General features: G+C 39.3%; 22 protein-coding genes and 2 pseudogenes. 12 read left to right on the top strand and 12 right to left on the bottom strand.

Annotation, left to right across the window (positions count from 1 at the left end; translation table 11 throughout):
• From RF53_RS19405 to RF53_RS16170, 4 genes and pseudogenes are all read left to right on the top strand, one after another.
• A pseudogene (locus RF53_RS19405) lies at nucleotides 1–127 on the top strand (IS3 family transposase); the annotation flags it as partial.
• A 31-nt stretch (nucleotides 128–158) separates the two neighbouring features.
• A pseudogene (locus RF53_RS16180) lies at nucleotides 159–407 on the top strand (PhoH family protein); the annotation flags it as partial.
• Between the two features lie 66 nt (nucleotides 408–473).
• Complete coding sequence (locus tag RF53_RS16175) at nucleotides 474–4,265, top strand: PAS domain-containing hybrid sensor histidine kinase/response regulator (protein ID WP_039038284.1); 3,792 nt, start codon at nucleotides 474–476, stop codon at nucleotides 4,263–4,265.
• A complete protein-coding gene (locus RF53_RS16170; protein ID WP_039038281.1) occupies nucleotides 4,249–5,148 on the top strand; it encodes a diguanylate cyclase in 900 nt (299 codons plus the stop codon). The genes RF53_RS16175 and RF53_RS16170 overlap by 17 nt, the downstream gene beginning before the upstream one ends.
• A 37-nt stretch (nucleotides 5,149–5,185) precedes the next feature.
• On the opposite strand, the gene RF53_RS16165 is transcribed toward RF53_RS16170, so the two are convergent.
• Both RF53_RS16165 and RF53_RS16160 read right to left on the bottom strand, forming a co-directional pair.
• Entirely contained in the window at nucleotides 5,186–5,566 is a 381-nt protein-coding gene (locus tag RF53_RS16165) for a DUF3192 domain-containing protein (RefSeq protein WP_006793212.1), read from the bottom strand.
• A gap of 228 nt (nucleotides 5,567–5,794) precedes the next feature.
• Nucleotides 5,795–6,739 carry a D-2-hydroxyacid dehydrogenase gene (locus tag RF53_RS16160; RefSeq protein ID WP_008128005.1) on the bottom strand — a complete coding sequence of 315 codons (945 nt, stop codon included), beginning with the start codon at nucleotides 6,737–6,739 and terminating at the stop codon, nucleotides 5,795–5,797.
• A 102-nt stretch (nucleotides 6,740–6,841) separates the two neighbouring features.
• Here RF53_RS16160 and zntR point away from each other — a divergent pair, with 102 nt between their 5' ends.
• The 4 genes from zntR (at nucleotide 6,842) to RF53_RS16140 (ending at nucleotide 10,017) form a co-directional block, all read left to right on the top strand.
• Nucleotides 6,842–7,252, top strand: coding sequence for a Zn(2+)-responsive transcriptional regulator (gene zntR / locus RF53_RS16155; RefSeq protein WP_039038280.1), 411 nt, complete (start codon nucleotides 6,842–6,844; stop codon nucleotides 7,250–7,252).
• Complete coding sequence (locus RF53_RS16150) at nucleotides 7,239–8,372, top strand: SO_0444 family Cu/Zn efflux transporter (protein WP_039038279.1); 1,134 nt, start codon at nucleotides 7,239–7,241, stop codon at nucleotides 8,370–8,372. Before zntR ends, RF53_RS16150 begins: the two co-directional genes overlap by 14 nt.
• 159 nt (nucleotides 8,373–8,531) lie before the next feature.
• A complete protein-coding gene (locus RF53_RS16145; protein WP_033019396.1) occupies nucleotides 8,532–9,668 on the top strand; it encodes a 1-acyl-sn-glycerol-3-phosphate acyltransferase in 1,137 nt (378 codons plus the stop codon).
• A gap of 103 nt (nucleotides 9,669–9,771) precedes the next feature.
• Nucleotides 9,772–10,017, top strand: coding sequence for a DUF1289 domain-containing protein (locus RF53_RS16140; protein ID WP_010556589.1), 246 nt, complete (start codon nucleotides 9,772–9,774; stop codon nucleotides 10,015–10,017).
• On the opposite strand, the gene RF53_RS16135 is transcribed toward RF53_RS16140, so the two are convergent.
• A complete protein-coding gene (locus RF53_RS16135) occupies nucleotides 10,014–10,712 on the bottom strand; it encodes a substrate-binding periplasmic protein (RefSeq protein ID WP_039038278.1) in 699 nt (232 codons plus the stop codon). The two genes, RF53_RS16140 and RF53_RS16135, sit on opposite strands and share 4 nt — an antisense overlap.
• Nucleotides 10,713–10,836: 124 nt before the next feature.
• Between RF53_RS16135 and RF53_RS16130 the strand changes: the two genes are divergently transcribed.
• Genes RF53_RS16130 through RF53_RS16120 form a run of 3 tightly spaced genes read left to right on the top strand, consistent with a single transcriptional unit; the run spans nucleotide 10,837 to nucleotide 15,995 of the window.
• A complete protein-coding gene (locus tag RF53_RS16130) occupies nucleotides 10,837–11,040 on the top strand; it encodes a DUF3283 family protein (protein ID WP_006793205.1) in 204 nt (67 codons plus the stop codon).
• 1 nt (nucleotide 11,041) lies between these two features.
• Entirely contained in the window at nucleotides 11,042–11,443 is a 402-nt protein-coding gene (locus RF53_RS16125; RefSeq protein ID WP_039038277.1) for a GNAT family N-acetyltransferase, read from the top strand.
• 25 nt (nucleotides 11,444–11,468) lie between these two features.
• The gene (locus RF53_RS16120; RefSeq protein ID WP_039038276.1) at nucleotides 11,469–15,995 is read left to right on the top strand and encodes an EAL domain-containing protein; all 4,527 of its coding nucleotides are present in this window, start codon (nucleotides 11,469–11,471) and stop codon (nucleotides 15,993–15,995) included.
• A 124-nt stretch (nucleotides 15,996–16,119) separates the two neighbouring features.
• Here the strand turns inward: RF53_RS16120 and RF53_RS16115 are convergent, their stop codons facing one another.
• On the bottom strand, nucleotides 16,120–18,789 hold the full coding sequence (locus RF53_RS16115; protein ID WP_039038275.1) for a bifunctional acetate--CoA ligase family protein/GNAT family N-acetyltransferase: 2,670 nt from the start codon (nucleotides 18,787–18,789) through the stop codon (nucleotides 16,120–16,122).
• A gap of 113 nt (nucleotides 18,790–18,902) precedes the next feature.
• On the opposite strand from RF53_RS16115, the gene RF53_RS16110 reads away from it, so the two are divergent.
• The gene (locus RF53_RS16110; protein ID WP_010556584.1) at nucleotides 18,903–19,619 is read left to right on the top strand and encodes an SIMPL domain-containing protein; all 717 of its coding nucleotides are present in this window, start codon (nucleotides 18,903–18,905) and stop codon (nucleotides 19,617–19,619) included.
• A 135-nt stretch (nucleotides 19,620–19,754) separates the two neighbouring features.
• Here the strand turns inward: RF53_RS16110 and RF53_RS16105 are convergent, their stop codons facing one another.
• The 8 genes from RF53_RS16105 to RF53_RS16070 form a co-directional block, all read right to left on the bottom strand.
• On the bottom strand, nucleotides 19,755–20,423 hold the full coding sequence (locus tag RF53_RS16105; RefSeq protein ID WP_039038274.1) for a hypothetical protein: 669 nt from the start codon (nucleotides 20,421–20,423) through the stop codon (nucleotides 19,755–19,757).
• A 114-nt stretch (nucleotides 20,424–20,537) separates the two neighbouring features.
• Nucleotides 20,538–22,370, bottom strand: a complete 1,833-nt coding sequence (locus RF53_RS16100) for a DUF885 domain-containing protein (protein ID WP_006793198.1) — start codon at nucleotides 22,368–22,370, stop codon at nucleotides 20,538–20,540.
• An 85-nt stretch (nucleotides 22,371–22,455) separates the two neighbouring features.
• A complete protein-coding gene (hemW, locus tag RF53_RS16095; protein ID WP_033019380.1) occupies nucleotides 22,456–23,592 on the bottom strand; it encodes a radical SAM family heme chaperone HemW in 1,137 nt (378 codons plus the stop codon).
• A complete protein-coding gene (locus RF53_RS16090; RefSeq protein WP_006793196.1) occupies nucleotides 23,589–24,188 on the bottom strand; it encodes an XTP/dITP diphosphatase in 600 nt (199 codons plus the stop codon). The genes hemW and RF53_RS16090 overlap by 4 nt, the downstream gene beginning before the upstream one ends.
• A 4-nt stretch (nucleotides 24,189–24,192) precedes the next feature.
• Nucleotides 24,193–24,639, bottom strand: coding sequence for a DUF4426 domain-containing protein (locus RF53_RS16085; RefSeq protein ID WP_039038273.1), 447 nt, complete (start codon nucleotides 24,637–24,639; stop codon nucleotides 24,193–24,195).
• Nucleotides 24,640–24,698: 59 nt separating this feature from the next.
• Nucleotides 24,699–25,232 (bottom strand): YggT family protein, encoded by a 534-nt coding sequence (locus RF53_RS16080; RefSeq protein WP_006793194.1) that lies wholly within the window; start codon nucleotides 25,230–25,232, stop codon nucleotides 24,699–24,701.
• Between the two features lie 27 nt (nucleotides 25,233–25,259).
• The gene (gene proC, locus RF53_RS16075) at nucleotides 25,260–26,081 is read right to left on the bottom strand and encodes a pyrroline-5-carboxylate reductase (RefSeq protein WP_006793193.1); all 822 of its coding nucleotides are present in this window, start codon (nucleotides 26,079–26,081) and stop codon (nucleotides 25,260–25,262) included.
• A 17-nt stretch (nucleotides 26,082–26,098) separates the two neighbouring features.
• Nucleotides 26,099–26,812: a YggS family pyridoxal phosphate-dependent enzyme gene (locus RF53_RS16070; protein ID WP_039038272.1), complete on the bottom strand. Its 714-nt coding sequence runs from the start codon at nucleotides 26,810–26,812 to the stop codon at nucleotides 26,099–26,101.
• Nucleotides 26,813–26,814 lie beyond the last annotated feature (2 nt).

Genomic DNA, 26,814 nt, shown 5'->3' with positions numbered 1-26,814 from the left:
TAGCGTTAGTGATTATATCAACGGATATTATAACAACGTTAGGCCGCATCAATATAATGCCGGTTTAGCGCCAAATGAATCTGAGGTTAGATATCAAGACTCTAAAACTGTGGCCAAATTTTATTGACCACTACAGATAGTATGATATCAGTTCGGGGGTGATTTTAGATGAAAGCCAAAATTTAACAGCGTCTCAACTTAAAACAATTATTACTCGGTGCGGTGAAGGAACCAAGCTCATTTGTACTGGTAATTTGGCACAAATAGACAGTAATTACTTAACCCCAGTCACATCAGGTTTAACCTACATAGTAGAGCGTTTTAAAAACTTTGAAGGCAGTGCAACTATAAATCTTAACGGTGTTGTAAGGAGTCGGTTGGCTTCATTTGCAGAAGAAAATTTATAACTTGCGCTTAACTATTTGGCTCGATAGTCTAATGATTGATTTTCGGGCCAAATGGCAGACTGCACGTTGAATTTTTTACCTCTCAAACATTATTATCGCTCTTTAATTGTTGCCCTGTTGGTGCCTTTAATTGTTGCTTTTTTACTGTGTTTACATCTTTACAATATCAAGCTTGAGCGCACAGTAGAAAAACGTGATGCTGATTTTCTTAATATATCCGCCCAAATAAATCATGGCATGCAATCAATCAGTGATTTAATGGCTAATATGCTTAACTTATACGAGCAGCCTGCACTGAGTCTTGCTAATCGTAATTTATTTGAAGGTATTAATCAGTATGAAGGTTATTACTATCGCCATTTTACTCAACAAGGCACCGAGATTGTAGGTAAAGGGGATTTTAATCTTTCACCAAATGAACTTTCAAAGTGGCAACAGTTAGTTAAATTAGGTCCTTCGTTTAATACAACTCTGGCACTTATGCAGTCGCTTAGCGCCGTTGCGTATGTTGATGAAAATGGCGCTGCATTTGTAGCTAGGCGTAATAAGAGCAAGAGTTTATTACTAACAGAGATTCTTGAAGGGCGATTTAAACCAGACTTTTCAGGCAGCCTTTTATCTTCAAGCCCGATTGTAAATATAGACGGGAAGGCTTACTACTCAATCGGACGCCAGCGAGAACTTGGCTCGCGTGATTATATTATCGTTATTTACGATGTGGAGGTTATTTCTGCCTGGCTAAAAAAAGTTACGCCAAATCAGGGGGAATATATATTTGTTAATCGGTTTGATCAGGTTGTTGCAAGCACAAAAAATGCGATAGCTGAGGGGATCACACTTAAAGAATACTGGCCTGAAATGGCGGCATCACAACAAAAATTAACGGTGTTAACCAGTGGCACAAACTTTTTTATGCAGCCAAAAAGCAACCTCCCAATACATGCTGCATTTTATGAGCCTAAATCCGATTTTGTAAATCTTATTCGGTATGAAATTTTACTCGAGTTTATATTTTTAACGCTGTTTTTAAGTTTGATGTTTTGCGTGTTCTTTTGGTTAAGTCAGCGCATATTTTTAAAACCTATGACACATCTTATGCATTACTTAGAGCAAAGTAATAGCGATAACAGCAAAGAGTCTAATTATCAAATCCCTATTAATTGGCAGCCATGGTTCACTAAAATAAAACTAGTATTTGCTAAAAACAGACAACTAGTCGATTCGCTGCAAGATGTAAACCGAGAGCTTGACGAAAAGCTGCAATTGCAATCAGAAAAACTAACACGCAGTTATCAAGCTAAAGAGCGACATTTAGCTTTACTAAACACAATGTTAAACAGTGTTCCTGATTTTATATATTTTAAGAATATTGATGGGTCTTTTTTAGGGTGCAACAAGGCATTTGAAGCGTACATTGGGTGCGATCAAAGCGCGCTAGTGGGTAGGCGTATACAAGATATAACTGACGAATACGAACAAATAAGTATTCTTGAAAAGCAGGTTTTACAAAATCGCAGTAATGTTCAGCAACGCGTTGATACAGATGATAAGTCTTACCAACTGACGATTGCGCCTTTTTACAATGAGCAGCAGCACTTGTTAGGCACAATGGGGATCGGTAGAGATATAACAGAACAGCAGCAAACTTTACATGCACTAAAAGCGTCTGAGTCTAAATTTAGAAGTGCTATTGAATTTGCTGCAAACGGTGTTGTGCTTCTTTCGCTTGATCAGACTATATTGCAAGTAAACAAAGCAGCAAGAAAACTATTTACTGAGCAAGATGTGTTGGTAGGTGAGCAACTTAAACTGCTATTTGATGATAGTCAGTGGCAAGAAATTAAAACAAGACTAGCTCAGCTGCTTGATGATAAGAAAGAGGTTTATCATTTAACATTAGCACGAGGAAATTTGACTAGCTGGCTTCAACTCAGTGTATCGCTCGTGTGGGATGAAAAGCGAGATCCTTCGTATTATGTTATCCACTTACAAGATGTGAGTGCATTAACTAAAGCTAAGCACAATGCTGAGCGCGCAACCCTTGCTAAAAGTCGCTTTATTGCTAACTTAAGTCATGAAATACGTACCCCTTTGAATGCGGTGTTAGGTTTGCTTGACATGCTTATAGAGCAAGGGCTTACGCAAAGACAAATTCAGCAAACAGATCAAGCTAAGCAAGCTGCGCAAAGTTTACTATTAATGCTCAACCGCATGCTCGATTTTGCCAGAGTTGAAAGCGCACAGGCTGAGTTAAAACTAGCCCCATTTACGGTTGTGGAACTTGTTGATATTTGCGATAGCTTAACAGGGCCCTTGTGTGAGCAAAAAGGGGTTGAATTTATTATTGATGTTGACCCTTTAATTGCACCTAGTTTGATTTGCGATAGCATAAGACTACAGCAGGTGTTGGGTAATTTATTAACTAATGCTGTTAAGTTTACTCACAATGGCAGTATTACCTTAAAAATGGAGCTAATTGAGGGAGATAGTAACGAGCAAGCGATCTGTTTTAGTGTAAAAGATACTGGCAGCGGGATTAATGAGGCTGACCAATTACGTTTATTCGATGCCTTTACACAAGGCGATGAATCATCAACACGCGCCCATCAAGGTGTAGGGTTAGGGTTAGCTATTGTAAAACATGCTGTATCGCTCATGGGCGGCGAGATAGCCGTAAACAGTGAAAAAGGCCTTGGTTGTGAGTTTTATTTCAGCATTAGTTTACAGGTAGACGATACAAAAAATCAGCTGTTGCCTGTTGATGCTCTGGCTATTATATCCCAGCGAAGCCGAGCTTTAAAACGCGCTGTAGCAGCCTATTCAGAGTTAACCAGTATTGATTTAGATGAAGCATTGAATTACCCAATCAAACTTTCGGGACGTAATCAGCTTATTGTTGATGAAGCTGATTTACCTGAACTATTAAGTGTAAAAGCAATAAATGACTCGCTTACTTCACACACTGTATCGGTCATTATCGTTAATCATCAGCTAACCTTTAGTTCATCTATGAGTAAAGGCTTATTAGCTCAGCATGTTAAAGCATCTGCACTTGGACAGCGATTATTTGATTTAAGTAGTGGTTTTGCATTAAAGCAAATTGCAAGTGACGCTAATATACAGGCACAGCAACCGAGTAGAGAGGTGTCAGGTTTACTGATCTTGGCAATTGATGATAATAAACTAAACTTAGAAATTATAAGTAGTGTTTTAGAAAAAGCTAATGTAAATGTTGTAACCTCAACCAATGCATCTGATGGTATGGAGCTGCTACAAGTTTTAAAACCAGATCTGATTTTAATGGATGTGCAAATGCCGCATATAGATGGTTGTCAAGCTACTACTTTGATTCGTCAACAGTTTGACGATAAGCAATTGCCTATATTTGCATTGACAGCGCATTGTGAACCTGCGGATATAGAGCGTTCGTTAAAATGCGGTATGAATAAACATTTAACAAAGCCCGTTGTTGCTAAAGTACTTCTAGATGCCATTGCAGATATGCAGATCACTAAAACGGTATTTTTTGATAGGGCATTTGCCTTAGCTCAATTTAGCGCTGATGAGGCGTTACTTAATACTATGATTGATAAATTTTCTAGCCTATGTGAGACCCAATTACAACAAATTGACGAATGTACCGTTAAAGGTGAATTGGTACGTTTAGTGCATAGTATCAAAGGAGTATCGGGTAACTTGGGTTTTAAGCGGTTATCGTCTTGTGCGCTTCAGTGCGAACAAAGTCTTAAAGCAACCAATGACCCTGAAGATCAAATCATAAAAGAGCTTATTATGCAGTTGAAGCAGGTTATTGTATTTATTAGAGGTTTGGAGGCGGTGGATGTCAAAAAAAGCTAAAGTGCTTGTAGTTGACGATGATCCACTTAACAGATTAGTGCTTGAAAAAACGTTGTGTGAAGAGCATGACGTGTTTTTAGCTAAAAGTGCAGAAGAAGCACTCGCTTTTGTAAGAACTACGCAGTTTGATTTGATTTTGCTTGATATTGTAATGCCCGTTATGAACGGCTTTGAACTTATTGTTAAGTTAAAAGAAAATCCTATTACCCAGGCTATTCCAGTTATTTTTATTTCTGCTAATCAAGAGCATGCTGATGAATCAAAAGGATTAGAGCTAGGCGCGATGGACTATATTACTAAGCCATTCAGTGCTTCTATTGTTAGAGTGCGAGTACGAAATCAATTACTGATAAAACAAAAAAACGATTTACTTGAAATGTTAGCGTCCATAGATGGATTAACCGAAATACCCAATAGACGCTACCTTGATGAAAATTTGTCTCGAGAGTGGCGAAGAAGTAAACGAGGGGGCTCGGTGCTATCTGTACTGCTAATGGATATAGATTACTTTAAACGATACAACGACACATACGGTCACAGAGCCGGTGATGAATGTTTAAAAAAAGTAGCACAATCTTTATTGGCACAATGTAAACGTGGAAGTGACTTTATTGCCCGCTACGGTGGGGAAGAGTTTGCGGCTATTTTACCTGATGTATCTAAAGAGGAAGCAATTACGTTTGCAAATAAGCTCAGAGATGCAGTAAACAAATTAAATATAGAGCACAAAACATCGTTAAATGCACAATGCATAACTATCAGTATTGGCGTTGCAACTATGGAAGATGGCCGCTCAACCTCAGAGCATTCATTATTAGAAGAAGCTGACTTAGGGTTGTATGAAGCAAAAGAGGCTGGCCGTAATAGAGTGGTCGCTCACTAATAAAATAGGCCAGTAACGTTACTGGCCTTTTTGTATTTTAGTGGCTAACCATATTTAATGCGCTGTCACCAATACCGACAAGTTTATCGTTTTTGAATACAAGTGGCGTACACTCATCTTTAGTCATTTTACCATCAGAATGAATGCTATGAGTTGCATAAAATAAGACTTGATACACATCATCCCCTTTTTTTAGTAACTCGGTAAAATTAGGGGTTTTAAGTGTTGTTAATACCGACTGGTAGCTGCTATCCATTTTTAATTCAGAAATCGCTTCGCGATTATTTTTGTGCTTAGTTTGCCAGCTAGTTGAGTCATTACCTGCCCAGTGCGTTTCTGCTTCACCATCAGATACGGCGATAACACAACCCGTTAAAAATGGAGTAATAAGTGCCGCTGCTAGTAGAGATTTATTCATTTTTGTATGTACCTTAATCATTTTTACTTAATTATTAATGATAGTAACGCAAAGTATACGCCAAGTTTAAATTTTATTTATAATCAATTGCTTACGTTGTGTGTGGTATTTCGTTAATTTTAAAAAATAAAAAAATTGGTAAAAACAGCCACTTTTTAGTTTATTTAACCCAAGCAATGATTAAGGTATTTACTATTCAGAGCTCAGGTTACTTGGCTAAGGTGAGTATTAAACTAAGCGGCTACGAGGCTCCCCTTGTTTGAATGCTTTAATATTTAAACTTACCTCTTTAACTAATCGCACAATTGATTCGGTGCTTGCCCACGCAATATGCGGCGTTAGCAATAGGTTACTCCCTTTATAATTTGCCAGTGGATTTGAAAGCTCAGCAGGCTCTTTTGTTAATACATCAACGCCTGCGCCAGCAATTATATTTTGCTCTAGTGCACTGGTTAAATCCGCCTCATTAATAATACCGCCTCGTGCTGTGTTTATTATGATGCAGCTTGGTTTCATTACTTTAAATTCGTTTAAGGTAATTAGATTGCGCGTTTCTTCTGTTAACGGGCAGTGCACACTAATTATGTCTGCGGTTTTTATGGCTTCGTCAAAAGGCGTTCTGCCATCGCGGCATGGTGCACCTTTGCGCTCAGACATAACTACATTTGCACCAAAAGCCTCGGCTACATTTGCAACAGCCTGTCCTAGTGTACCACCGCCTATGATTGTTAGTGTTTTGCCTTGTAAATCATTAAAACTGTAGTCAAGACGGCAAAACATTTCACTTTTCTGCCAAGCACCTTGCTGACAATCAGCTTGATATCGGTGTGTATTACCTAGCAGGTTTGTGATTAAAGAGAAGGTATGTTGAACAACCGAAGGTGTTGAATAACCTGCAACGTTTGTAACTGCAATGCCGTGATCTTTTGCAGCCTCTAGATCAACATTATTAGTTCCCGTAGCACTCACGCATATTAGTTTTAGATTTTTTAGTTGGCTAATTGTTTCGCGGTTTAACACGACCTTATTGGTAATTAAAATATCAGCCCCTTGGCTATGCTCAACAACTTGCTCTGGGCTAGTAAGTTCGTAGGTTTTAAGGCTCCCTAGTTGCTCTAAACAGGCAAGTGATGTATTTGCTAATGTGGCGTTATCGAGAACAGTAATTTTCATGATGTGTCCTAATTAAATAAAATAATTTTAATACTTGACCTTGGTGTGTGCTCTAAGGTTTATAGTTGGCATCAGTTGAGAATATACTCATTGGAGAAACAAATGAAAATAGGTGAGTTTGCAAATCAGTTAGGTGTCTCAACAGATACCCTAAGATACTATGAAAAACACAATTTGTTAACGCCATCAAGTCGAACCGAGGCAGGTTATCGCGATTATGATAAGGCAGCTCTCAAACAAATGAAGTTTATTTTGCGTGCTAAAAATGTTGGTTTTAGCTTGTTAGAGATTAGAGATCTGTTGCAAATTAAATTTAAAAAACACCAGCATTCGTGCCATGAAGTAAAAGATTTAACGATACAAAAACGTGATCTAGTTGCAGAGCGTATTGCTGAGCTAACACGTTTTCATCAATCGCTATCGATACTGGCAGATAAGTGCTGTGGTGGACAAGAGCCCGCTTATAACTGTTCAATATTAACAACCTTGGAGGACATCGATGGACTTACTTAATAATTTTTGGCAGTTATTTTTACTATCTGCCCCTTGGTTAATGCTTGGTTTACTGATTGCTGGGTTATTAAATGTATATTTACCGGCAAATTTTTTAAATAAACATTTAGGTAAAGAAGGCTTTTTGACCACAGTGAAAGCGGCTTTAATTGGTGCGCCAATGCCCTTGTGTTCATGTGGTGTTATCCCTGCTGCAATAGGCTTGAGACGCGCCGGTGCTTCAAAAGGTGCCACGACTGCGTTTTTAGTGTCGACGCCTGAAACGGGGGTTGATTCTGTTTCAGTATCGTATGTGTTATTAGGTCCGTTTATGTCTATTATTCGTCCCATAGCTGCTATCTGCAGTGCTATTGTTGCAGGTGTGTTAGTTGGGCGAGATACCGATAGGCTGCAGACTAAGCCAGCCGCAGATGCTCAAACAAAAACCAGTTGCTGTGCGTCTAAAACGGCAGAGCCTAAAGTTCAAACCAGTTGTTGTGCGTCTAAAACGGCGGAGCCTAAAGTTCAAACCAGTTGTTGTGATAAACCAAACAAGGCATTACAAAGTCAATGGCAGAAAGTACAACAAGCGATAAGTTTTAGCTGCAATAAACTTCTGTCGGATACCATGGTCTGGTTAATGATTGGTTTATTCTTTGCCGCGTTGGTACAGACCTATGTTCCAGAGTCATTTTTAACACAGTGGGGCAGTGGCATTGTTGCCATGCTCGTGGTGATTTTGATCAGTATACCCATGTATATTTGTGCCACTGCTTCTACGCCTATTGCTGCAGGCTTGCTATTGAGTGGAGTATCGCCTGGAGCGGTGTTAGTGTTTATGCTCGCAGGGCCGGCAACAAATATTGCTACGTTAGGTGTTGTAGCTAATGAGCTTGGCAAGCGTGCTGTATTCGCTTATTTGACAGGGGTTATTGGGGTTGCATTGATTTTTGGGTTTTTAACGGATTATTTAGTAACTGAGTTTGGCTTTGTTGTTTCCCCGCAACTAGGTGAAGAGCATCAGGTGCTGCCATATTGGCTAAGCTTTATTTGTGGTGTAATTTTAATCGCACTTATTCTGCGTTTAGTTGTCATAGCATTACAAGCAAAGCGAAAGGTAACTGGTAAGAGCATTACTTAATTATTTGTTATATATGTATTTTTAAGAGTGCTTATTAGTTTTTATAAAAATGCAATAGCCTGACTTAGTTCGCATTTGAGTTTGCCTGAGTTATACTCAAACCAATAAAACAAACGGTACGTATTTTACGTGCCGTTTTTTAACTTTATAGATGCAGTAATGAGTGAATTAGAAGACAAGTACGCAGACATAAGACCTTACAACGACAATGAGGTTAACGCATCATTAGCGCGTTTAATGAGTGATGATGCATTTATAGATGTCATTGCTAAGTATAACCTACCGCGCTTTCTATCAGCAGTGCCATTTATTGCCCGCCCATTGGTAAGAAGCCAACTACGCAAAAAGTGGGGAAAAGTAACGAGCGTTGAAGATGTTCAAAATGAAGTTGCTACGTATTTAGATAAACTTATAAAACGCACCACGTCAAAAGTCACCTTTTCAGGTTTAGATAAATTAGATCCTAATCAAGCTTATTTATTTGTTTCTAACCACCGCGATATAGTGCTTGATCCTGCGCTTGTTAACTGGGGGTTATACCAACATAAAATGAAAACGGTACGAATAGCTATTGGCGATAATTTACTGCAAATACCCTACATAACAGAGCTGATGCGTTTAAATAAAAGCTTTATTGTTAAGCGCTCAGCTAAAGCCCCTAAAGAAATGCTAAAAGCCCTTACTCAATTGTCGTCGTATATTTATGACTCACTAATGGGCGGACACTCCATTTGGATTGCACAAAAAGAAGGGCGCGCTAAAGATGGCTTTGATCAAACCGATCCTGCATTACTAAAAATGTTGCAACTTAATGGCCGTAAGCAAAAGAAAGAGTTTGGTGAATACATTAAAGAGCTAAAAGTTGTGCCTGTGTCTATTTCTTATCAATATGAGCCATGCGCTATAGCAAAAGCTAAAGAGCTTTATCATAAGCAACAACATGGTGAATATGTTAAGTCGGTGGGTGAAGATATTTTAAGTATTGTTGAGGGCTTTAGTACGGCAAAGGGCCATGTTCATTTAGCTTTTGGGCAGCCTATTGAGTCACAATGCGATAGCGCTGAGGAACTTGCTAACACTATTGACCAGCAAATAATAGATTCATTTTACTTACATCCAGGCAATTATATTGCTGGTGGTTGTAAAGAGTCGGTAATTAACTCTCCAGATACGGCAACATTTGAACAACGTATTGCGCAGGTACCTGAAGAGCTTAAGCCACTTGTATTAGCTATGTATGCAAAACCATTTCATCGTAAAGCACAAATAAATGTTAAAAGCCCTGAATCGCTTTAGCATTAAGTAAACAAAGTAAAAAGTAGCAATAGTATTGCTACTTTTTTTTTGTTTAAAAATAACGCTATACTGCAAGTATGACCTTAACTAAGCGGTGTATGCTATGCAACAAATTGAAATATTTGATATTCCAAGTCCTTGTAAAAGTATTTGCTTAGTTAACAATAGAGGGTATTGCAAAGGGTGTTACCGTAGTCGTGACGAGCGATTTTTATGGAACTCTTTAACCAATGCACAAAAGAAAAAAGTTTTGAGCCTATGCCAGCAGCGCTACAAGCGATATCTTCTCAAAAAACAGCAAGCTGAAAGTGCAACTAACACGGCAAAGCAGCACGGATTCGATTTTTAATCATACATATTGTATTTAGCTTTAAGCGCATAAGCCGTGCCATTGTTATGAAGTTTATTAAGTGCCGCTTCTAAGCCTTCAATTAGATGCGCATTTTGTTTGTTTAAGTAATGATAAACAGGTGTTACACGTAGTGTCTCTTTTTGGTAGCAAACATCAGGATGCTGGATTGGTAGACTGTCAGATGCAAAATCGAGTAGCAATATACCTTTTACTTTTTCTTGAGTAAGCAGGTTTAGTTGCGTACTTATATTTTTTACTTCAATTACATTACCATCAAATTGCGTATTTTTTATGTACTGTGCTTGTATGGGGCAATCAGCTAAAATAGCAACGTTATCGAGCCGGTTTAATATGCTTTGCTGGCAGTTTTTATACAGTATTAATTTAAACTTGAACAATGGGTAGTTAACAGGCAGCAAATTAGGAAAATCTACCTCTATACTTTTGTCTCGACCCAACTGTCCGTCTAGTGTGCCATTATTAGCAGCGCGAAGAGCATTTTGGGGATTAAAATCGATAAGGTGTATTTCGTAGCCTATGTCCTTGTAGGCGAGTGTAAGAAGCTCAAGAACATAATTTGCTTGCGGTACGTTATCAGGGCGGTTAAATGTGAGCGTGTTTTGATTGCTAAAACATGCCGTGCTCAACATAAAACACGTTAATAGAAACAATACACTAAAGCGACTTTGCATTATCATTTCCAATTACTGCTGAGATAAATTAATAAGAGGCGTATAATAACAAGGTGCTTGCTTTTTGCCCAGCACTGCAAGCTATGTATTACACTCTAAGCCATATAAAGAATGAGGAAATCCTGTGAGTTTTAACCTATGTTTATTACCACGTGAAGATAAGTACCAAATCCAGCTCGACTATGAAGCCTCATTTTGGGCATACCAAATTAAGCGTAATAAAAAAACACGCGAGCAAGTTTATAATACAATCCATAGCCGTCCAGTAGCAGAGCAAACGGTATTAAAACAAAAATTTGAGCAATATTTGGCATTAATGCTTAGTTAAAATGTATACCACCCAATTATTAGATAAAGTAAAAACACCCTTAGTAAATAAATTTTACAAACTACATGGGGCTAGCGGGCGCGCTAATAAGCAAGATCAAGTATGGGTTATATACTTAGATGAGCAAATAGTGGCTGCATGTAGGGTGCAACATAAATACAATTTTTTGTTTTTATCCACGGTTTATGTTGCTAAAGAACACCGCTCAAAAGGGCTAGCAAAGCAATTAATAACTGATCTTTTGAAGCATCAACACATGCATGTTTATACCTTTGCATTTAAAAACATAGTCGATTTATACCTCAGTATTGGTTTTAACCAAGTGTTAACATATACTGCTGATCTACACGTACTTTTTGATATGTATAAGCACCGTAATATTGTCGCACTAGAGTACCCATAAAAATAAAAAACCATATGGAATGACCATGAGTAAGGGCGTTAATTGGATTTTAAGTTGCTGCTTAGTTTTAATAACTATAGTGAGTTGCCAGGCTGGTGCACAAGTTAAGCGTTTATCACCCAGTGAAGGTCTATCACAAAGCTACGTTAATACCATACTCATCGATAATAACGGGTATTTGTGGCTTTCTACCGAAGGGGGATTAAACCGTTACGATGGGTATCAAGTAACCCCGATTAATGGCCCAAATGGAGAGCTAGAAGAAGCAATTATTGACAGAATATACCAAGACGTAGACGGTTATATTTGGATTGCCTCATTACTCGAGGGTCTTTTTAGATATGATCCAGCCACAGATACTTACAAGCAATTTTTAAGTCCTCCAAGCAACGAAGAGCAAATTTTTAATCAATCAGTATTTACCATGCTAGCGGCTGATTCAAAAACACTATGGATTGGACGAGGTCGAGATTTTGCGAAGCTCGATATTCAAAGCGGTGTGATTGAATCTGTTTTTGAGCTGCCTAAAGAATACAAAAATACATTAGTAAGAAGCTTGTTTCATTATAACGGTTACATTTTTATAGCGACCTCTCACGGTGCTTACGTTCATGATATTGCTAATGATCTAACTCGTCCATTACAGCATTTAAAAGGTGAGGCGGCGCATGTTTACCAAAATAATGTTAAGTCGTTTGAGCTGGGTGAAAATAACCAGCTATTAGTCGGTGCGGTTAAAGGTATGTATCAGGTTGATATTAGTGATTTACCAAGCATGTTTGAACGTCCCGATATTGCATTCAAAAATAAAGTATTACTTGCCGACCTAAATGTGTGGAAAATAGAGTACAACCAAGGTGAAATCGATCTTGCGACAGACAAAGGGTTATTCAAATTTGATTTAAACAGTGGTGAGTTAATAAAAAATACACGAATCACTCAAAGTAAATATACCTTAGCCGACACCAGCATTATTGATATGGCCAAAGATAAGTCTGGTGGCGTATGGGTGGCCACAAAAAGTGATGGTGCCTTTTATCTATCAAAAGATACGTATCATTTTAACAATGTTGATGGCAGTGTGCTGGGTGGCGCAGGTTTATCTCACCATTCAATATGGGGAATAACCGAATTTAACGAAAAGCTCTGGCTTGCAACCAATAATGGCTTAACTGAGGTTGATTTAAAAACCAATACCAGCAAAGTATATTTAAAAGATTATAAAGCTGACGCTTACACACGCGAGTTTAGTGTTTGGCAAATTATGCCCTATAAAAATATGCTTTGGCTTAATACAAATCGAGGCTTGTATATTTTTGATCCAAATACGTACCAAGTCACTGAACCTAAAACAAAAAATTCGGCAAATCAAGATCATATCTCAGGGTGGGTACACGGTGTTGCTTTAATGCCAAATGGCGATTTATATTTTATGCATCGTGACCATGGCGCGTTTGTTTATAACATAGACACTAAAATTGTGACACGATTGGGCGGTGAATTGGCACAATTTAACCCTTTTTTAGCACATGGTTTTTTACCCGCTTTACCAAATAAACCTGACTGGCCACTCTTTTTTAATGCCGGTATTTTATATCAATTAAACCCTAACAACTTAGCGTTAGAAATGATTTATAAAGTACCCAAACAACATGAAAACGTTGCAATTAGTGTGCTTTCATACGTAATTGATAATAACAACGTGTTGTGGATCTCTCTTTCTAACTTTGGCTTAATTGGTATTGATTCATCAACGTATGAACACCTTCATACTATTGATCTGGATAAGAATAAACTAGGTACATTACTTTACAGTATGGTGCTTGACGACGACGGTATGATTTGGATGAGTAGCCATAAAGGAATATGGCGTTTAAATCCAGAAACGCTCCACTTTCAGCAGTTTAGTACAGCCGAGGGGCTTTTATCAGCTGAATTTAATAGCTCAGCAATGGCGCAGCTTAACGATGGCCGCATTGTATATGGAGGGTTAAAAGGAATAACGTATTTTCATCCAATGGAAAACCAAAGTTATAAGCCGCTTATAGAGCATGTAAATATTACGCGGGTAAATTTAATGTCCCGAGAGTTATCTCGCGATTTAAGGCAACCTCTAAATGAAGTCGTTTTAAACCACGATGACATTGGTCTTGAAGTGGCTTTTTCTGCAATGGCTTTTAGTAATCAAGAACGTATTATCTATGAGTACCAGCTTGATAACGGGCAAAAAACCTACGCAAGAAATAACAACCGAGTACTATTTCCTAAGTTAAACCCTGGTAGTTATACATTAAAAGTTTGGGCTAAAGACCCCTTAACGGGAATTTTTACCAAGCCAGCTACATTAAAAATAAAGGTTAAATACCCACTTTGGCGTGCGCCTTACTTTATGGTGTTATACGGCGCTTTATTTTTATTTTTTATTGCCATGTGGGTCAGGCGACGTAATAAAATTCAACGTATCTTATTGGCTGCGCATAAAGAAAGTAAAGACAGTGAGTCCCGTTTAAAGCTTGCCCTTGAAGGCAGTGAGTCTGGCGTATGGGATTGGCAGTCAAGTAATCCAAGTATTTATCAGCCTCGTTTAAGTAATGAGCTGGGTTATAAACACGATACTGTAAGCCTTGATGAATACTTGGCTAAAATACATCCGCAAGAGAAACAACTATTTCGTTTAGAGTGGTTAGAGTTTTTGTCGACTGATAAAGGCTACTTTAACTGCACATACCGTGTACGCCATGCCAAAGGCTATTGGCGTTGGTATAAAGACTTTGGCAAAGTGGTTGAGTGGGATGAAAAAACGCCTCAAAAAGTAGCGGGTACATACACTAACATGACCCGTGAAATGGTATTTGAAGAGCACGCACGCTTATTTACTGCTGCATTTGAACAAACTCGTGATTGGGTTTTTATTCTCGATAAAAACTTTAATGTTCGTGCATCTAATAAATCACTTCAAACCGCTTTTAACTTTGCTGCAGAGCCCATTTCAAGCAGGGCGTTAAACTTAGGTATGTCGCCTAAAAGCCGTGTTGATTACTTACGTATTATGAAAAAGCTCTCAGAAGGGGAGCATTTTTCTTGTGAAGATATGGTACGCCTTCACAATGGAGAGTCGCGCCATGTGCTAGTTAAAATAAGTGCGGTTGCTGATACAGAACAACGCTTAAGCAGCTACGTGATTATTTTAACGGATATACATGCACAAAAACTGGCAGAAAGTGAACTGCACCAACTCGCTAACTTTGATGTGTTAACCGGCTTACCAAATCGTACGTTGTTTAATGATAGGGTTGAGCATGCCCTTGAGCAAGCCCAAAAGCACTTATGCAAAGCTGCGCTTTTACATATTAATATTAAGCGCTTTAAATATTTTAATGATTCATTAGGCCACGAAGTCGCCGATGAACTTATTAAAAAAGTTGCAGAGCGATTAAAATGCTCACTACGTTCATCAGACAGTATTGCACGATTTGGTGGTGATGAATTCGTGGTCCTGGTTGAAGATATTCACCAAATAGAAGAGGTATTACTTATTTGTACCAAACTTATGGATTGCGTGAATCAAAATATAAGTATTAACGACCAAGTAGTGAATATTAATTTAAGCATTGGTGTTGCTATTTCTCCTGATGATGCAACACAAAGTGGTGCCTTACTGAAGGCGGCAAACATTGCGCTCTATCATGCCAAAGGTGCGCTTGAAAGTAATTATCAATTTTACAAACAAGAAATGAATCAGCATGTTCAAAAAGCCCTTCATTTAGAATCACAGTTAACAAAAGCTTATCAAGAGCATGAGTTTTGTAATTACTACCAACCTATTATAAATGCTCACACACATCAAACTGAAGGCTTTGAAGTATTACTTCGCTGGCCTGAAAATAAACGAATCCAAACACAGGAGTTTTCGTTAGCGGCTGAAGGTGTTGGTTTAATAACTAAAATAATGCTACAAACCTTTGGCAGAGCATTGAATGAGCTTAACGAATGGCGAAAAGCATCTCCTGATTTGTATTTATCGATTAACTTATCGGCATTAGATTTTGAATTTATAGAGCTTGTGCCAGAGATTAAAAAAGCGCTTATTAATGCTAACGTGCCATCAGAGGCTATTGTATTTGAAATAACAGAATCTATTTTAATGCGTGACTCAAGCCTTGCACTGCAAAGTATGAAAAAGCTAAAAGAGTTAGGCTGTAAACTCTATATGGACGACTTTGGTACCGGCTATGCATCGCTGACTTACTTAAAGCGTTTTCCTATAGATGTGCTTAAGATTGATCGAAGTTTTGTTCAAGACATCGGCATTGATTCTGATGATGAGGCAATTATTGAATCAACACTCACATTGGCACACAGTTTAGGCAAAGAGTGTGTGGCTGAGGGCGTTGAAAGCCTTCAGCAGCTTCTGTTTTTAACCGCGTTAGGGTGCAAGCATTTTCAGGGCTATTTATTTAGTAAGCCTGTTCCAAGTGAAGATGTACCAGCGCTCATAGTACGTGACTGGCAAGATATTTTTAGTAGTAACCTACACGCAGATCATAGATAAGCGGTCATAAATATCAAAAATGGTGTTATTAGCCTTTTTGAGCACAGTGCACGTTAAGTTGCAATATTATAGCGCCTTACTGGTTTTAGGCGCTCTGAACATAACGTAAGTTATTGGGCTGAGTTTATTTTGTGTTGAGCACCATGTTAATGCTGCCTTCTTCAAAATCGCGGCTTACTTTAAAGCCCAGCTTGCGGGCAAGTTCAATCATACCTGTGTTTTCTGGTAGTGTTATACCTTCAATCCATTCAACGCCTTGGCGTTTACAATGGTTAATTGCAGCATTCATTAAAATTCGACCTAGCCCTAAGCCTTGGCAATCAGAACGAACCACAATAGCAAACTCAGCATGCACGTTGTCGGGATCCATAATCACACGCGACACCCCTAAGGTACGGGTTTTTCCCTCTAAGCGTTGGCAAACAATAAACGCCATTTCTCGGTCGTAATCAATTTGAGTCATTTTAGCGAGTTGATCGTGGTTAAATTGAGGTAACTCGCCAAAAAAGCGTTTGTAACGATCTTCTTTATTGAGTGATTGATCAAATGCCTTGTGGGCTTGTTCATCTTCAGGTTTTATTGGCCTAAGCGTTGCTTGAGTATTATTTTTTAGCGTTACTATTTCTACAAGATCTATAGGGTAGGGGCGAATACATAACCGTTTACGGTTACTTTTTGACTGGTATCGATTTAGCGTTATGGTGGCATCAAGTACTAAAAATTGCCCGTTACTTGCAAGTATTGGGTTAAGTTCCATTGCGCTAATATCGGGTTGATCCACAACGAGCTGTGAAATACGCGTGAGCAACGCACATAAACGATATTTGTCGACCTTTTCAGGTAAAATGCGATCTTTTAATACGCCTTTATCATGTGCGGCAGCAATTAAATATTTAGCCAAGTTCATATTAAGGGGAGGGAGAGCCACTGCCGCTTGAGCGTACTCAAGCCCTGTACCTGCCTCACCAAGTAAAATAACGGGGCCAAAATTAGGCTCTGTTTTAATTGCAATCCGCAGCTCGTTTGCACCTGCACGCGGTGCCATTTTTTGGAGTGAAAACCCATCAATAGTGGCATCCGGATAAGTGTTTTTAATTCGAATAAGCATCGCAAATGCGGTTTGCTCAACTTCATTGGCATCGTTTAGATTTAAAACCACGCCGCCGACTTCAGACTTAGAAGCAATACTTGGGCTTATAAGCTTAAGCGCAACGGGAAAACCAAGCTCTATTGCTTGCTCTTTTGCCTCAGTGGGTGTGTACGCCACTTTAGTTTCAATACATTCAACACCATAGTGGCTTAGTACTTGGCTTGCATTATGAGTGGGTAGATAGGTTTGTTCTTCATCTAAATATTCAGTTATTAACGTTGTGGCAGCAGCTTTGTTTATTTTTCCATCGTCAGTGTTCGACTCTGGCGTTTGCGTTAAATGTTTTTGGTTTCGACGATACGATACCAAGTGCATAAACGCACCGACAGCGCCTTCAGGTGTTCGATAAGTAGGAATTGCATTATTAGCGCATATTTTTCTGGCTGCGAATGAAGCATCTTCACCCATAAAGTTGGTAAACACATAAGGGCGAGCCATTTTGGGCAATGTTTGTAGCGCTTGAACAATTACATTGGCATAGTCTTCACTTGGAGCCAGTGCCGATGGGGTGTGTATTATCAATAAGTTTTTTACTTCTTTTGCATGCAATAATATTTCTAATGCTTGTTTGTAACGCGCTGGTGCCGAGTCACCAAAAATATCAATCGGGTTGGAGGTTGCTTCTGAGCGGGGAATAACGTGATTAAGCGCACTGCGTGTTTCACTACTAAGCGCCGCTAATTTCCCAGAACGTTGAATTAGCTCATCGACCGCCATAACACCCGGACCTCCACCATTTGTTAAAATAGTGAGCTGTTCAACTTGTAATAATTTTGGGTGCATGGCGAGCGTTTGTGTTGCAGCAAATAGCTCTCGTAGGTCGTTAACGCGCAGCATACCCGCACGTTGAAATAACGCATCGTATACGGCATCAGAGCTTTGTTTTCCACCGGAATGGATCTCTGCCGCAAGAGCGCCAGCATTTGTCTTTCCAGTTTTTATGGCAATAACAGGTTTACTAAATGCAGCCGCTCTTGCGGCTGAAATAAAGCCACGGATGTCTTCAATATTATCAATATAAAGTAAAATAGCTTTAGTTTTTGAATCACGCCCTAAAAAGTCGAGCAGCTCATCAAAATCAATATCTAAACACCCTCCCACAGAAACAAAGTACGAAAAGCCAATATCTTTATTTTTAGCCCAATCTAATATGGTTGAACATACCGCTGCAGATTGAGATACAAAGGCAATTTTACCTGGGCTTGCCACTGTATGAGAAAAGCTGGCATTTAAGCCAATATGGGGAATTAATAGCCCTAAGCTATTAGGGCCTAATAAAGTAACGTGGTGTTTATGGGCGCATGCTTTTAGCGCACTCTTTTGATCGTTCGTTAAGCCATCGGCAATAATAATAGCGCTTTTACAGCCCAGCTCGCCTAGTTGGCTAATAATGTCGAACAGAGTATTTTTATTGGTACAAATAACGGCAAGGTCAGGCACTTTAGGTAGATCATTAATACACGGGTATGCAAGTACGCCATGAACAGCGCTATAGCTTGGCGTTACAGGCATGATTGGTCCTTTAAAACCGCCTTGTAATAAATTACGCATAACGACAAAACCGGCACGAGAGGCATTATTTGACGCGCCTATCACTGCCACTGAGCTTGGATTAAAAAACTGACTAATTCGCTTTAGGCTCATTGCGTTTCCTTAGCTTTAAAATTTTGCGTTATACATTGTCTCAATGTACCCTGTTTAACAGGTTATTTCGAGTTTATAGATACGTATTATTGATATCAATCAAGGAGTGTACTGTGATCAAAACACCTGGTTTTCACACTGTGCTGGCGGCTATTTTTTTAAGCCTAGGCTTAATTAGCTTAGGGTTTATTTTAAAAAGTGCAGCACTAAATGTAAAAGAAATGGAGCGTACAGTACAAGTTAAAGGATTAGCAGAGCAAGAGGTGATTGCCGATACTGTTATATGGCCTTTGCAATTTAGCGATGCAGATAACGACCTTGAAAAGTTGGTAAATAGGGTTGAGAAAAAAAACGCTGCCGTGATCGCATTTTTAAAACTGCATGGTTTTGATGACGCCGAAATATCACTTGGTAGCCAATCTATTGTTGATAAACAGGCGCGCGAGTACGGCAATGAAAACCAGCAATTTAGGTACATTGTTCGTTCAAATATGACCGTTTATTCTAGCGCTGTAGACAAGGTGCAAAATGCGCTGAGCAAAGTAAGCCAATTAGCTAAACAAAATATTGCCATAGTACAAGATAGTTACGAAACACGTGTTGAGTATATTTTTACAGGGCTAAACGATGTGAAACCGGCCATGGTTCAACAAGCAACTGAAAAAGCCCGCGAAGTAGCTAACAAGTTTGCTAGGGATTCCAATTCAAAACTAGGAAAAATAAAAACAGCTCGCCAAGGGCAGTTTAGTATTACTAATCGCGATTCAAATACACCACAAATAAAAAACGTAAGAGTAGTAACCACTGTTGAATACTACTTAAACGACTAGGATCTATTTATTATTCTAGGTAAAATTTATAGCGGTGTGTTTGGTATTTATGTAACTCATTAGGTTAAAAATTTGGTACCTTGGTAAAATAGTTACTCGATTGGCCAACGCTTAATCTATCAAGGTTCTCACGTCCTAAACCGCTTTAACTAAATGAGCAACTTGCGCGGTTGAACGTTGCAGGTAAGCAGCACTAAGTAAAATACTGGTTTCGTTAAGATCTGTTCCTTTTAATATATTTGCCAACTGCTGTTTAGCTGTTGGGTTCTGTTTTTGTTCTATTTCCATCAAGGCTAACAGTGCCGAAAATTCATGCTTTACCGGCGTGCTTGGTTTATTTGCGTACGCAATGTAACACGCAACAGGTGTTAGGCCACGAGCATTGGGTTGAGCAAGCGCTTTTACTAAGTCATCGTTAGATTCAAATAACATTAATGAGCGCACATAATTAAACGCCAGCTTTTGGGCATTAGCGTGTTTAAATACAGTGTGCAACACATTATTTCCTTGGGTATCTTGTGCCAAGAAGCCCTTATTTTCTCTAAGCGCCGGAGTAAAAAACGTCAAGGCATCTGTGGTTGTTAACTGACTGATAAAAGGCGCAGGTGGGGTATTGCTTGTTAAAATGCGTGTTGCTACATTTTGCATAAAATCGTACTTAATACTCATACGCAAAGCGCTTTCGTATAGATGATTAAGCTGTAATGTTTGTTGTGCTTGGTTTAACTGCTTAAAATCATTATCAAGTTCATTTAATTGATGCTTTGAAATACGTGCGTTAAGTAACTGTATGCATAACTCCATAATTTTTGCGCCTTTTAAATACCTTTTTGTTTAGCTTAACCTATTATTGCCAATTGGTACAAAATACAAAAAAGGCCGCATAAGCGACCTTTTAGTTAGCTTTATAAATTGGGATTAAGCTTTTTTGCTTGCTACCCATTCATTTACAAAGTTTTCTAGTACGTTTAGTGGCACAGGGCCATTTTTTAGCACTACATCGTGAAACTGACGAATATCAAACTTGTCGCCAAGTTGCTTTTTAGCGTCTTCACGTAGTTCTAAAATTTTCAACATACCTACTTTGTAAGCCGTTGCTTGCGAAGGCATTACAATGTGACGTTCAACCATTTTAACGCCGTCAGAAGTGGCATTAGGGGTGTTATTCACGTAGTAATCAATCCCTTCTTGGCGAGTCCACTTCATTGCGTGAATACCAGTATCAACCACTAAACGGCACGCGCGCCATAATTCCATAGAAAGACGACCAAAGTCTGAGTATGGGTCTGAGTACATACCCATTTCTTTAGGTACAAGCTCAGAGTATAAACCCCAACCTTCAATGTAGGCTGTGTAGCCGCCAAACTTACGGAACTTAGGCACACCTTCTAGTTCTTGCGAAATAGCTATTTGCATGTGGTGACCCGGAATACCTTCATGGTAAGCCAGTGCTTCCATTTGGTACGTTGGCATCGCTTCCATGTCATAAAGGTTTGCGTAGTAAATACCTGGGCGTGAACCATCTGGCGCAGGCTGCTGGTAAAATGCTTTACCCGCCGCTTTTTCACGGAAAGCTTCAACTGCTTTTACTTTAAGGTCGGCTTTTGGCTTCACAATAAATAGCTCATCAAGACGCACTTTCATTGTGTCGATCATGGCTGTTGCTTCGTCAAGGTAGCGTTGTTTACCCTCTGCTGTATTTGGGTAGTAAAATTGCTTATCAGTTTTCATAAACTGCATAAACGCTTTTAAGTCGCCTTTAAAGCCTACTTTATCTTTAATTTCACGCATTTCGTCATGTATACGGCTTACTTCTGATAGGCCAATAGCATGAATTTCTTTTGCAGTTAAATCAGTGGTAGTTGTGCGTTTAAGTGCATTATTGTAAAAGGTATTACCTTCAGGTAATTTCCAAGCACCATCACGGTCGTCAGCACGTTTTTCAAGTTGTGCTAGGTAGTTAATAAGCTTTGAGTAAGCAGGCTTAACTGCTGATTTTAACGCGTCAGTTGCCTCATTGATAAGTGCATCTTTCTCGTCTTGGCTGATTTCAAGTGCCGTTACTTTACGTTTAAAGTCTGCTAAAAGTGTTGAGTCGTCACCTTTTTCAAATGGTGCACCTTGAATAATGTTTTTGCTTGAATCAATGACATGTGGAAACACAAACTTAGGCGCAATAATGCCTTTGTCTGCTCGTGTTTCTAAATCAGTTACTAATTGGTCAAATACCGTAGGCACCCCATTTAAACGCGAAATGTAGTCTTTTGCTTCTTTAACATTACTAATTGAATGTTGGTTTATTAAAAAAGCAGGCACCATAGAGTGTGTACCAAACATTTGGTTTACAGGGTAGTTGTGGTAACGCCATTTAAAGTCAGCAATTGAGCTTTCTAAGTCTTGTTTTTTTAAGTCGTAGCTTACTTTAGTTGCATCGTCTAGCAGGTCGCGGTTAATCGCATTTAGGGCAACTAAGTCGGCTTTAGTTTCAGCGAGGTCTTTGAGTTTTTGCTCTTCGCTGCCGTCATCCCATTTATCGTAATCTTTTTTAATACCCATGTAAGTTTGGTAAACCGGGCTGCTCATCACATCTCGGTTAAAGGTATCTTCAAAAAACGCATTGGCTTTGTCAATTTCGCTTTGTACAGGTTGCGCTTGTACAATTGGAGTGGTGACAGATTGTTGTGGTGCTTGTTGGCAACCAGCAAGGAGTGCAACACTCACAGCTGCTGCAATAAAGGTAAGTTTACGCATTGTTTTCCCTTTTGTTGTTAGAAACCCATTAGGGTATTTTAATTTTTCATGTATTCGCTTTACATGACGTATAACGCCCAATGCATTATACGAACAATTCTAGCAGGTCATTTAAAAAGCGATGCCCTTTAAGGCTCACTTGCCAGTGACCGTCTTTTTCTATTAATAAACCGGTGTTTATGGCTTTATTTAAAGCTGCTTGTTGGCTTTGCAATGGCTGATTAGTCAGCGCACTGTAGTCTTCAATCGGGCATGGTTCGACAAGGCGAAAGCGATTCATAAAAAACTCAAAGGCCAAATCGTCTTGCTCAACGTGCCAACTTTTGTACAAATAAGGTTTTACCATATCCATGTAGCCACGGGGATGTTTGACCTTTTCAGTTCGGGTGATTATGCCAGTTTTTGCATTGGTGACCTTACCATGAGCACCACAGCCAATCCCCAGATAATCGCCAAACCGCCAATAATTTAAGTTATGTTGGCATTGATAGCCCGGTTTTGCATACCCTGAAATTTCGTATTGTATATAACCTGCCTTTGCAAGTAAGGCTTGGCCTTGCTCTTGAATATCCCACAGAGTTTCATCTTGAGGCAGTGTTGGCGGTTTAGATGCAAACTGAGTATTAGGTTCAATAGTGAGTTGGTACCACGAAATATGTGGGGGATCGAGCGCAATAATTTGCTTTAAATCACTTAATGCATCGTCTAGGGTTTGCCCTGGTAAGCCGTGCATTAAATCAAGATTAAAACTATTTAAACCAGCCTCTTTGGCTTGCTCTGCTGCATAGGTCGCTTCGTTAGCACCATGAATGCGGCCAAGCGCTTTTAACTTGTCGCTTTGCAGGCTTTGTATGCCAATTGAAATGCGGTTTATACCCGCTTTTACGTACTCTTTAAAGCGGCCTGTTTCTACTGTACCTGGGTTTGCTTCGAGGGTTATTTCACAGTTATCAGTGAGGCCTATAAGGCTATCTACTTCGCTTAGTAGGCGTGTGTAAGCATCACCAGTTAATAAACTTGGCGTACCGCCACCAATAAATATACTGTGAATTTTACGCCCTTGTACCAAGTGCAAATCGGCTTTTAAGTCGTCAATTAAATGCTGAACATATTCAGCTTCAGGAATGTCGCCTTTTTGCCCATGGCTGTTAAAGTCGCAATAAGGGCATTTTTGCACGCACCATGGTACATGCACATATAAACTTAGAGGAGGAAGAGTCACAGGCCGCCTTTTAGTTGTAGCTCATTTAGCAAAGCCTGTAGTGCTTGACCGCGGTGGCTCACTGCATTTTTTTGTGCTTTTGTAAGCTCGGCGCTTGTACACTCAAGTGACGGAACATAAAAAATGGGGTCGTATCCAAAGCCACCTTCACCATGTTGAGTTTGTGTAATCTCACCTTCCCAACTCGCACTGCAAATAAGCGGGGTAGGGTCATCGGCGTGGCGCATTAATACTAATACACACCAAAAACGCGCTTTACGATTTGGGTTATTACCTAAATCATTAAGTAGTTTATCTATGTTATCTTGATCGCTTGCGCCTTGTCCTGCAAAACGAGCAGAATAAACACCTGGTGCACCATTTAAGCCATCAACTTCTAAGCCGGAATCGTCAGCAATTGCTGGCATACCGGTAATTTTAGCTGCATGACGCGCTTTAATAATGGCATTTTCAACAAAAGTAGTGCCCGTTTCTGCTACTTCGCCAACGTTAAAATCACTTTGTGGAACTACATTAATACTAAGTGGGCTTAGCATGTTGGCCAGCTCACTTACTTTGCCAGGGTTGCCCGTGGCAAGGACTAAAGTTTTGTTCATAATATTATTTATCTACGTAAAATTTTTGCTGAAATTGCAGTGTTTGAAATTGATTACTTTGCTGTATTTCAATTTCAAAGCGCAGTATTTCTTCGTTTGTAAAATCGACTTGGGCAAGATAATAAACTGACTCGCCTTCAATTACTTCTTTAAAGTTTAGCGTTTGTTTGTTGCCAAGTAAGTTTCTGGCTGTGCCAGATAACTTGGCCTTTTGAGCTGTATTGCCTGTATTGTTTTTTAACACAGAAATATTAACAATCCCTTTATATCCACTGCGCTCAAGCCCATAGGCCTTGGCAATTTGTGGCTGAATAAAGGTTGATGGAAAAGCAATGTAATGTACTTGCCACGGGCCAAGTTCTTTATATTGCCCGCCCAATGTTTGTTCGCTGTGTGCGTTAAATGCGAATGTTAAACAAGCAATAAAACAAAATTTAATTAATCGATTCATTGTTCACTCCAAAAATATAAAAAAGAGGCCATAAGGCCTCTTTTACTTAAAACAAAAGCTTAAGCTAAAAAGTCCATTAACAGCATTTGCAAAAACTGAATACCAATAATTAATACAAGTACTGATAAATCTAACCCACCCATTGGTGGAATAATTTTACGAAGTGGCTTGAGCATTGGCTCAGTAAGCTGATGGAAAACCGCTTCAATAGGGTTATAACCTTGGCTTACCCAGCTGAGAATTGCGCGGATAATTAATACCCAAAATACTAAGTTTAAGCCTTCTTTTATTACGGTAATTAGAGCTTGAATAAACACGGGTTGCGCAGCCCATGCGCCGTAAATTACCAACATTAAAGTACTAATTTTGGCAATAGCTACAATAAATGCCAGCAATAGTGAGGCTAGATCAAGCCCACCTAACCCGGGTATAATTTTACGTAAAGGGTTGACTGCAAACGACGTTGCTTTAACCACAAATTGGCTCATTGGGTTGTAAAAATCGGCTTTTGCCCACTGTAGCCAAAAACGCAGTAGTACCACCATTAAAAACAAATCAAACAGAGTACTGATCAAAAATTGCATGGCATTCATAGTGTAACCTTTAATAATAAAGTAGTTTTAAAGTTCTTTTTCCATTTGCATCGCGCGAGCAATACACGCATCCATCGCATCGCCAACGGTTTTAGTTAAGCCTTCGTCTTTTAAATGCTCAACTGCGGCATGTGTAGTACCGCCTTTAGATGTTACGTTTGCGCGTAGCTGAGAAATGCTAATTTCTGGTTGGCTTAATGCCATTTCTGCTGCGCCAAGTGCTGTTTGTTGTACTAAACGACGAGCATCTTCATCATTAAAGCCAAGCGCTTTAGCTTTTTCTTCAATGGCTTCCATAAATAAGAAAAAGTAAGCTGGTGATGAACCTGTTACTGCAATGATATCGTTAATTTGCGCTTCTTGTTCGACCCACACCACAATACCTGTGCACTCAAATACTTGTTGAACAAATTCATGTTCTTGCTGCGTTTCGCCAGCGCCAAATAAGCCAGAGACGCCACGCCCTAATAAAGACGGTGTATTAGGCATGCAACGTACAATTTTTACATCTTGCCCTAACATTTCGCGCAAGCGGCTTACTGTTAAACCAGCAGCTACTGAGATAAATAGTTTATTACTGAAATCGATGCCAGACTCTTGAAACGATTTACATAAATCGCCCATCATTTGCGGCTTTACAGACAAAACAATTACATCAGCATCGCGTAGGGCTTCGTTATTGTCACTGGTGGTTTGCACCTTGAAATCGGCTGCTACCTTTGCAAGCTTTTCTTGGTTGCGGTTAGTCGCAATGATGTTGTTTGCGTCAAAGCCGTTTTTTACCATGCCACCAATAATAGCGTAGCTCATGTTACCTGTGCCTATAAATGCGATTTTTTTATCTGACATAAATCTGTTTTTACCTTTTAAGTTCGTGTTCCAAAAATGTCTGTTCCGATCCTCACCATAGTTGAGCCTGCACTAATTGCGGCTTCAACGTCATTACTCATACCCATAGATAGAGTGTCTAACTGTGGATATTGGGCCTTTAGTTTATCAAAGCAAGTTTGTAATTGCTCAAAATATTGAGTTTGTGTCGTTGGATCGTCACTTTTTGCAGGAATAGCCATCAAACCACGTAATCTTAACTGATCACATTGGCTAATAAATTCAGCAAGATTTGCGATGTCATCGGGATGACAGCCCGACTTTGCCTCCTCGGCGCTAATATTTACCTGAATAAGTACATTAAGTGGTGGTTTACTGGTTGGGCGCTGAGCGTTGAGGCGCTTGGCTATTTTGATTCGATCGACGCTTTGTACCCAATCAAAATTTTCTGCCACTAAAGCACTTTTATTTGACTGGATAGGGCCAATGAAATGCCAAATGATATCGCTATATGTGTGCAGTTGAGCTATTTTATCTACAGCTTCTTGAACATAAGACTCACCAAACTGGCGTTGGCCATAATTGTAGGCAGCAACGATATCGTCGCTAGGTTTGGTTTTAGACACCGCCAGCAAAGTTATTTCATTTTTGCTTCTGTGCGTGTTTTTTACCGCGTTTGAAATTCTTGCGTAGGCGCAAGTGAGTCGTTCTGCTATTGTAACCATATAATTATCAGCCAGTTGTGGAGTCATAA

This window comes from Pseudoalteromonas sp. ECSMB14103, from assembly GCF_000813065.1.
In the GTDB taxonomy this organism is placed as follows: Bacteria; Pseudomonadota; Gammaproteobacteria; order Enterobacterales; family Alteromonadaceae; genus Pseudoalteromonas; species Pseudoalteromonas marina.
The sequence above is the reverse complement of the archived record's forward strand: the minus strand, read 5'-3'. Positions and strand labels throughout refer to the sequence as shown.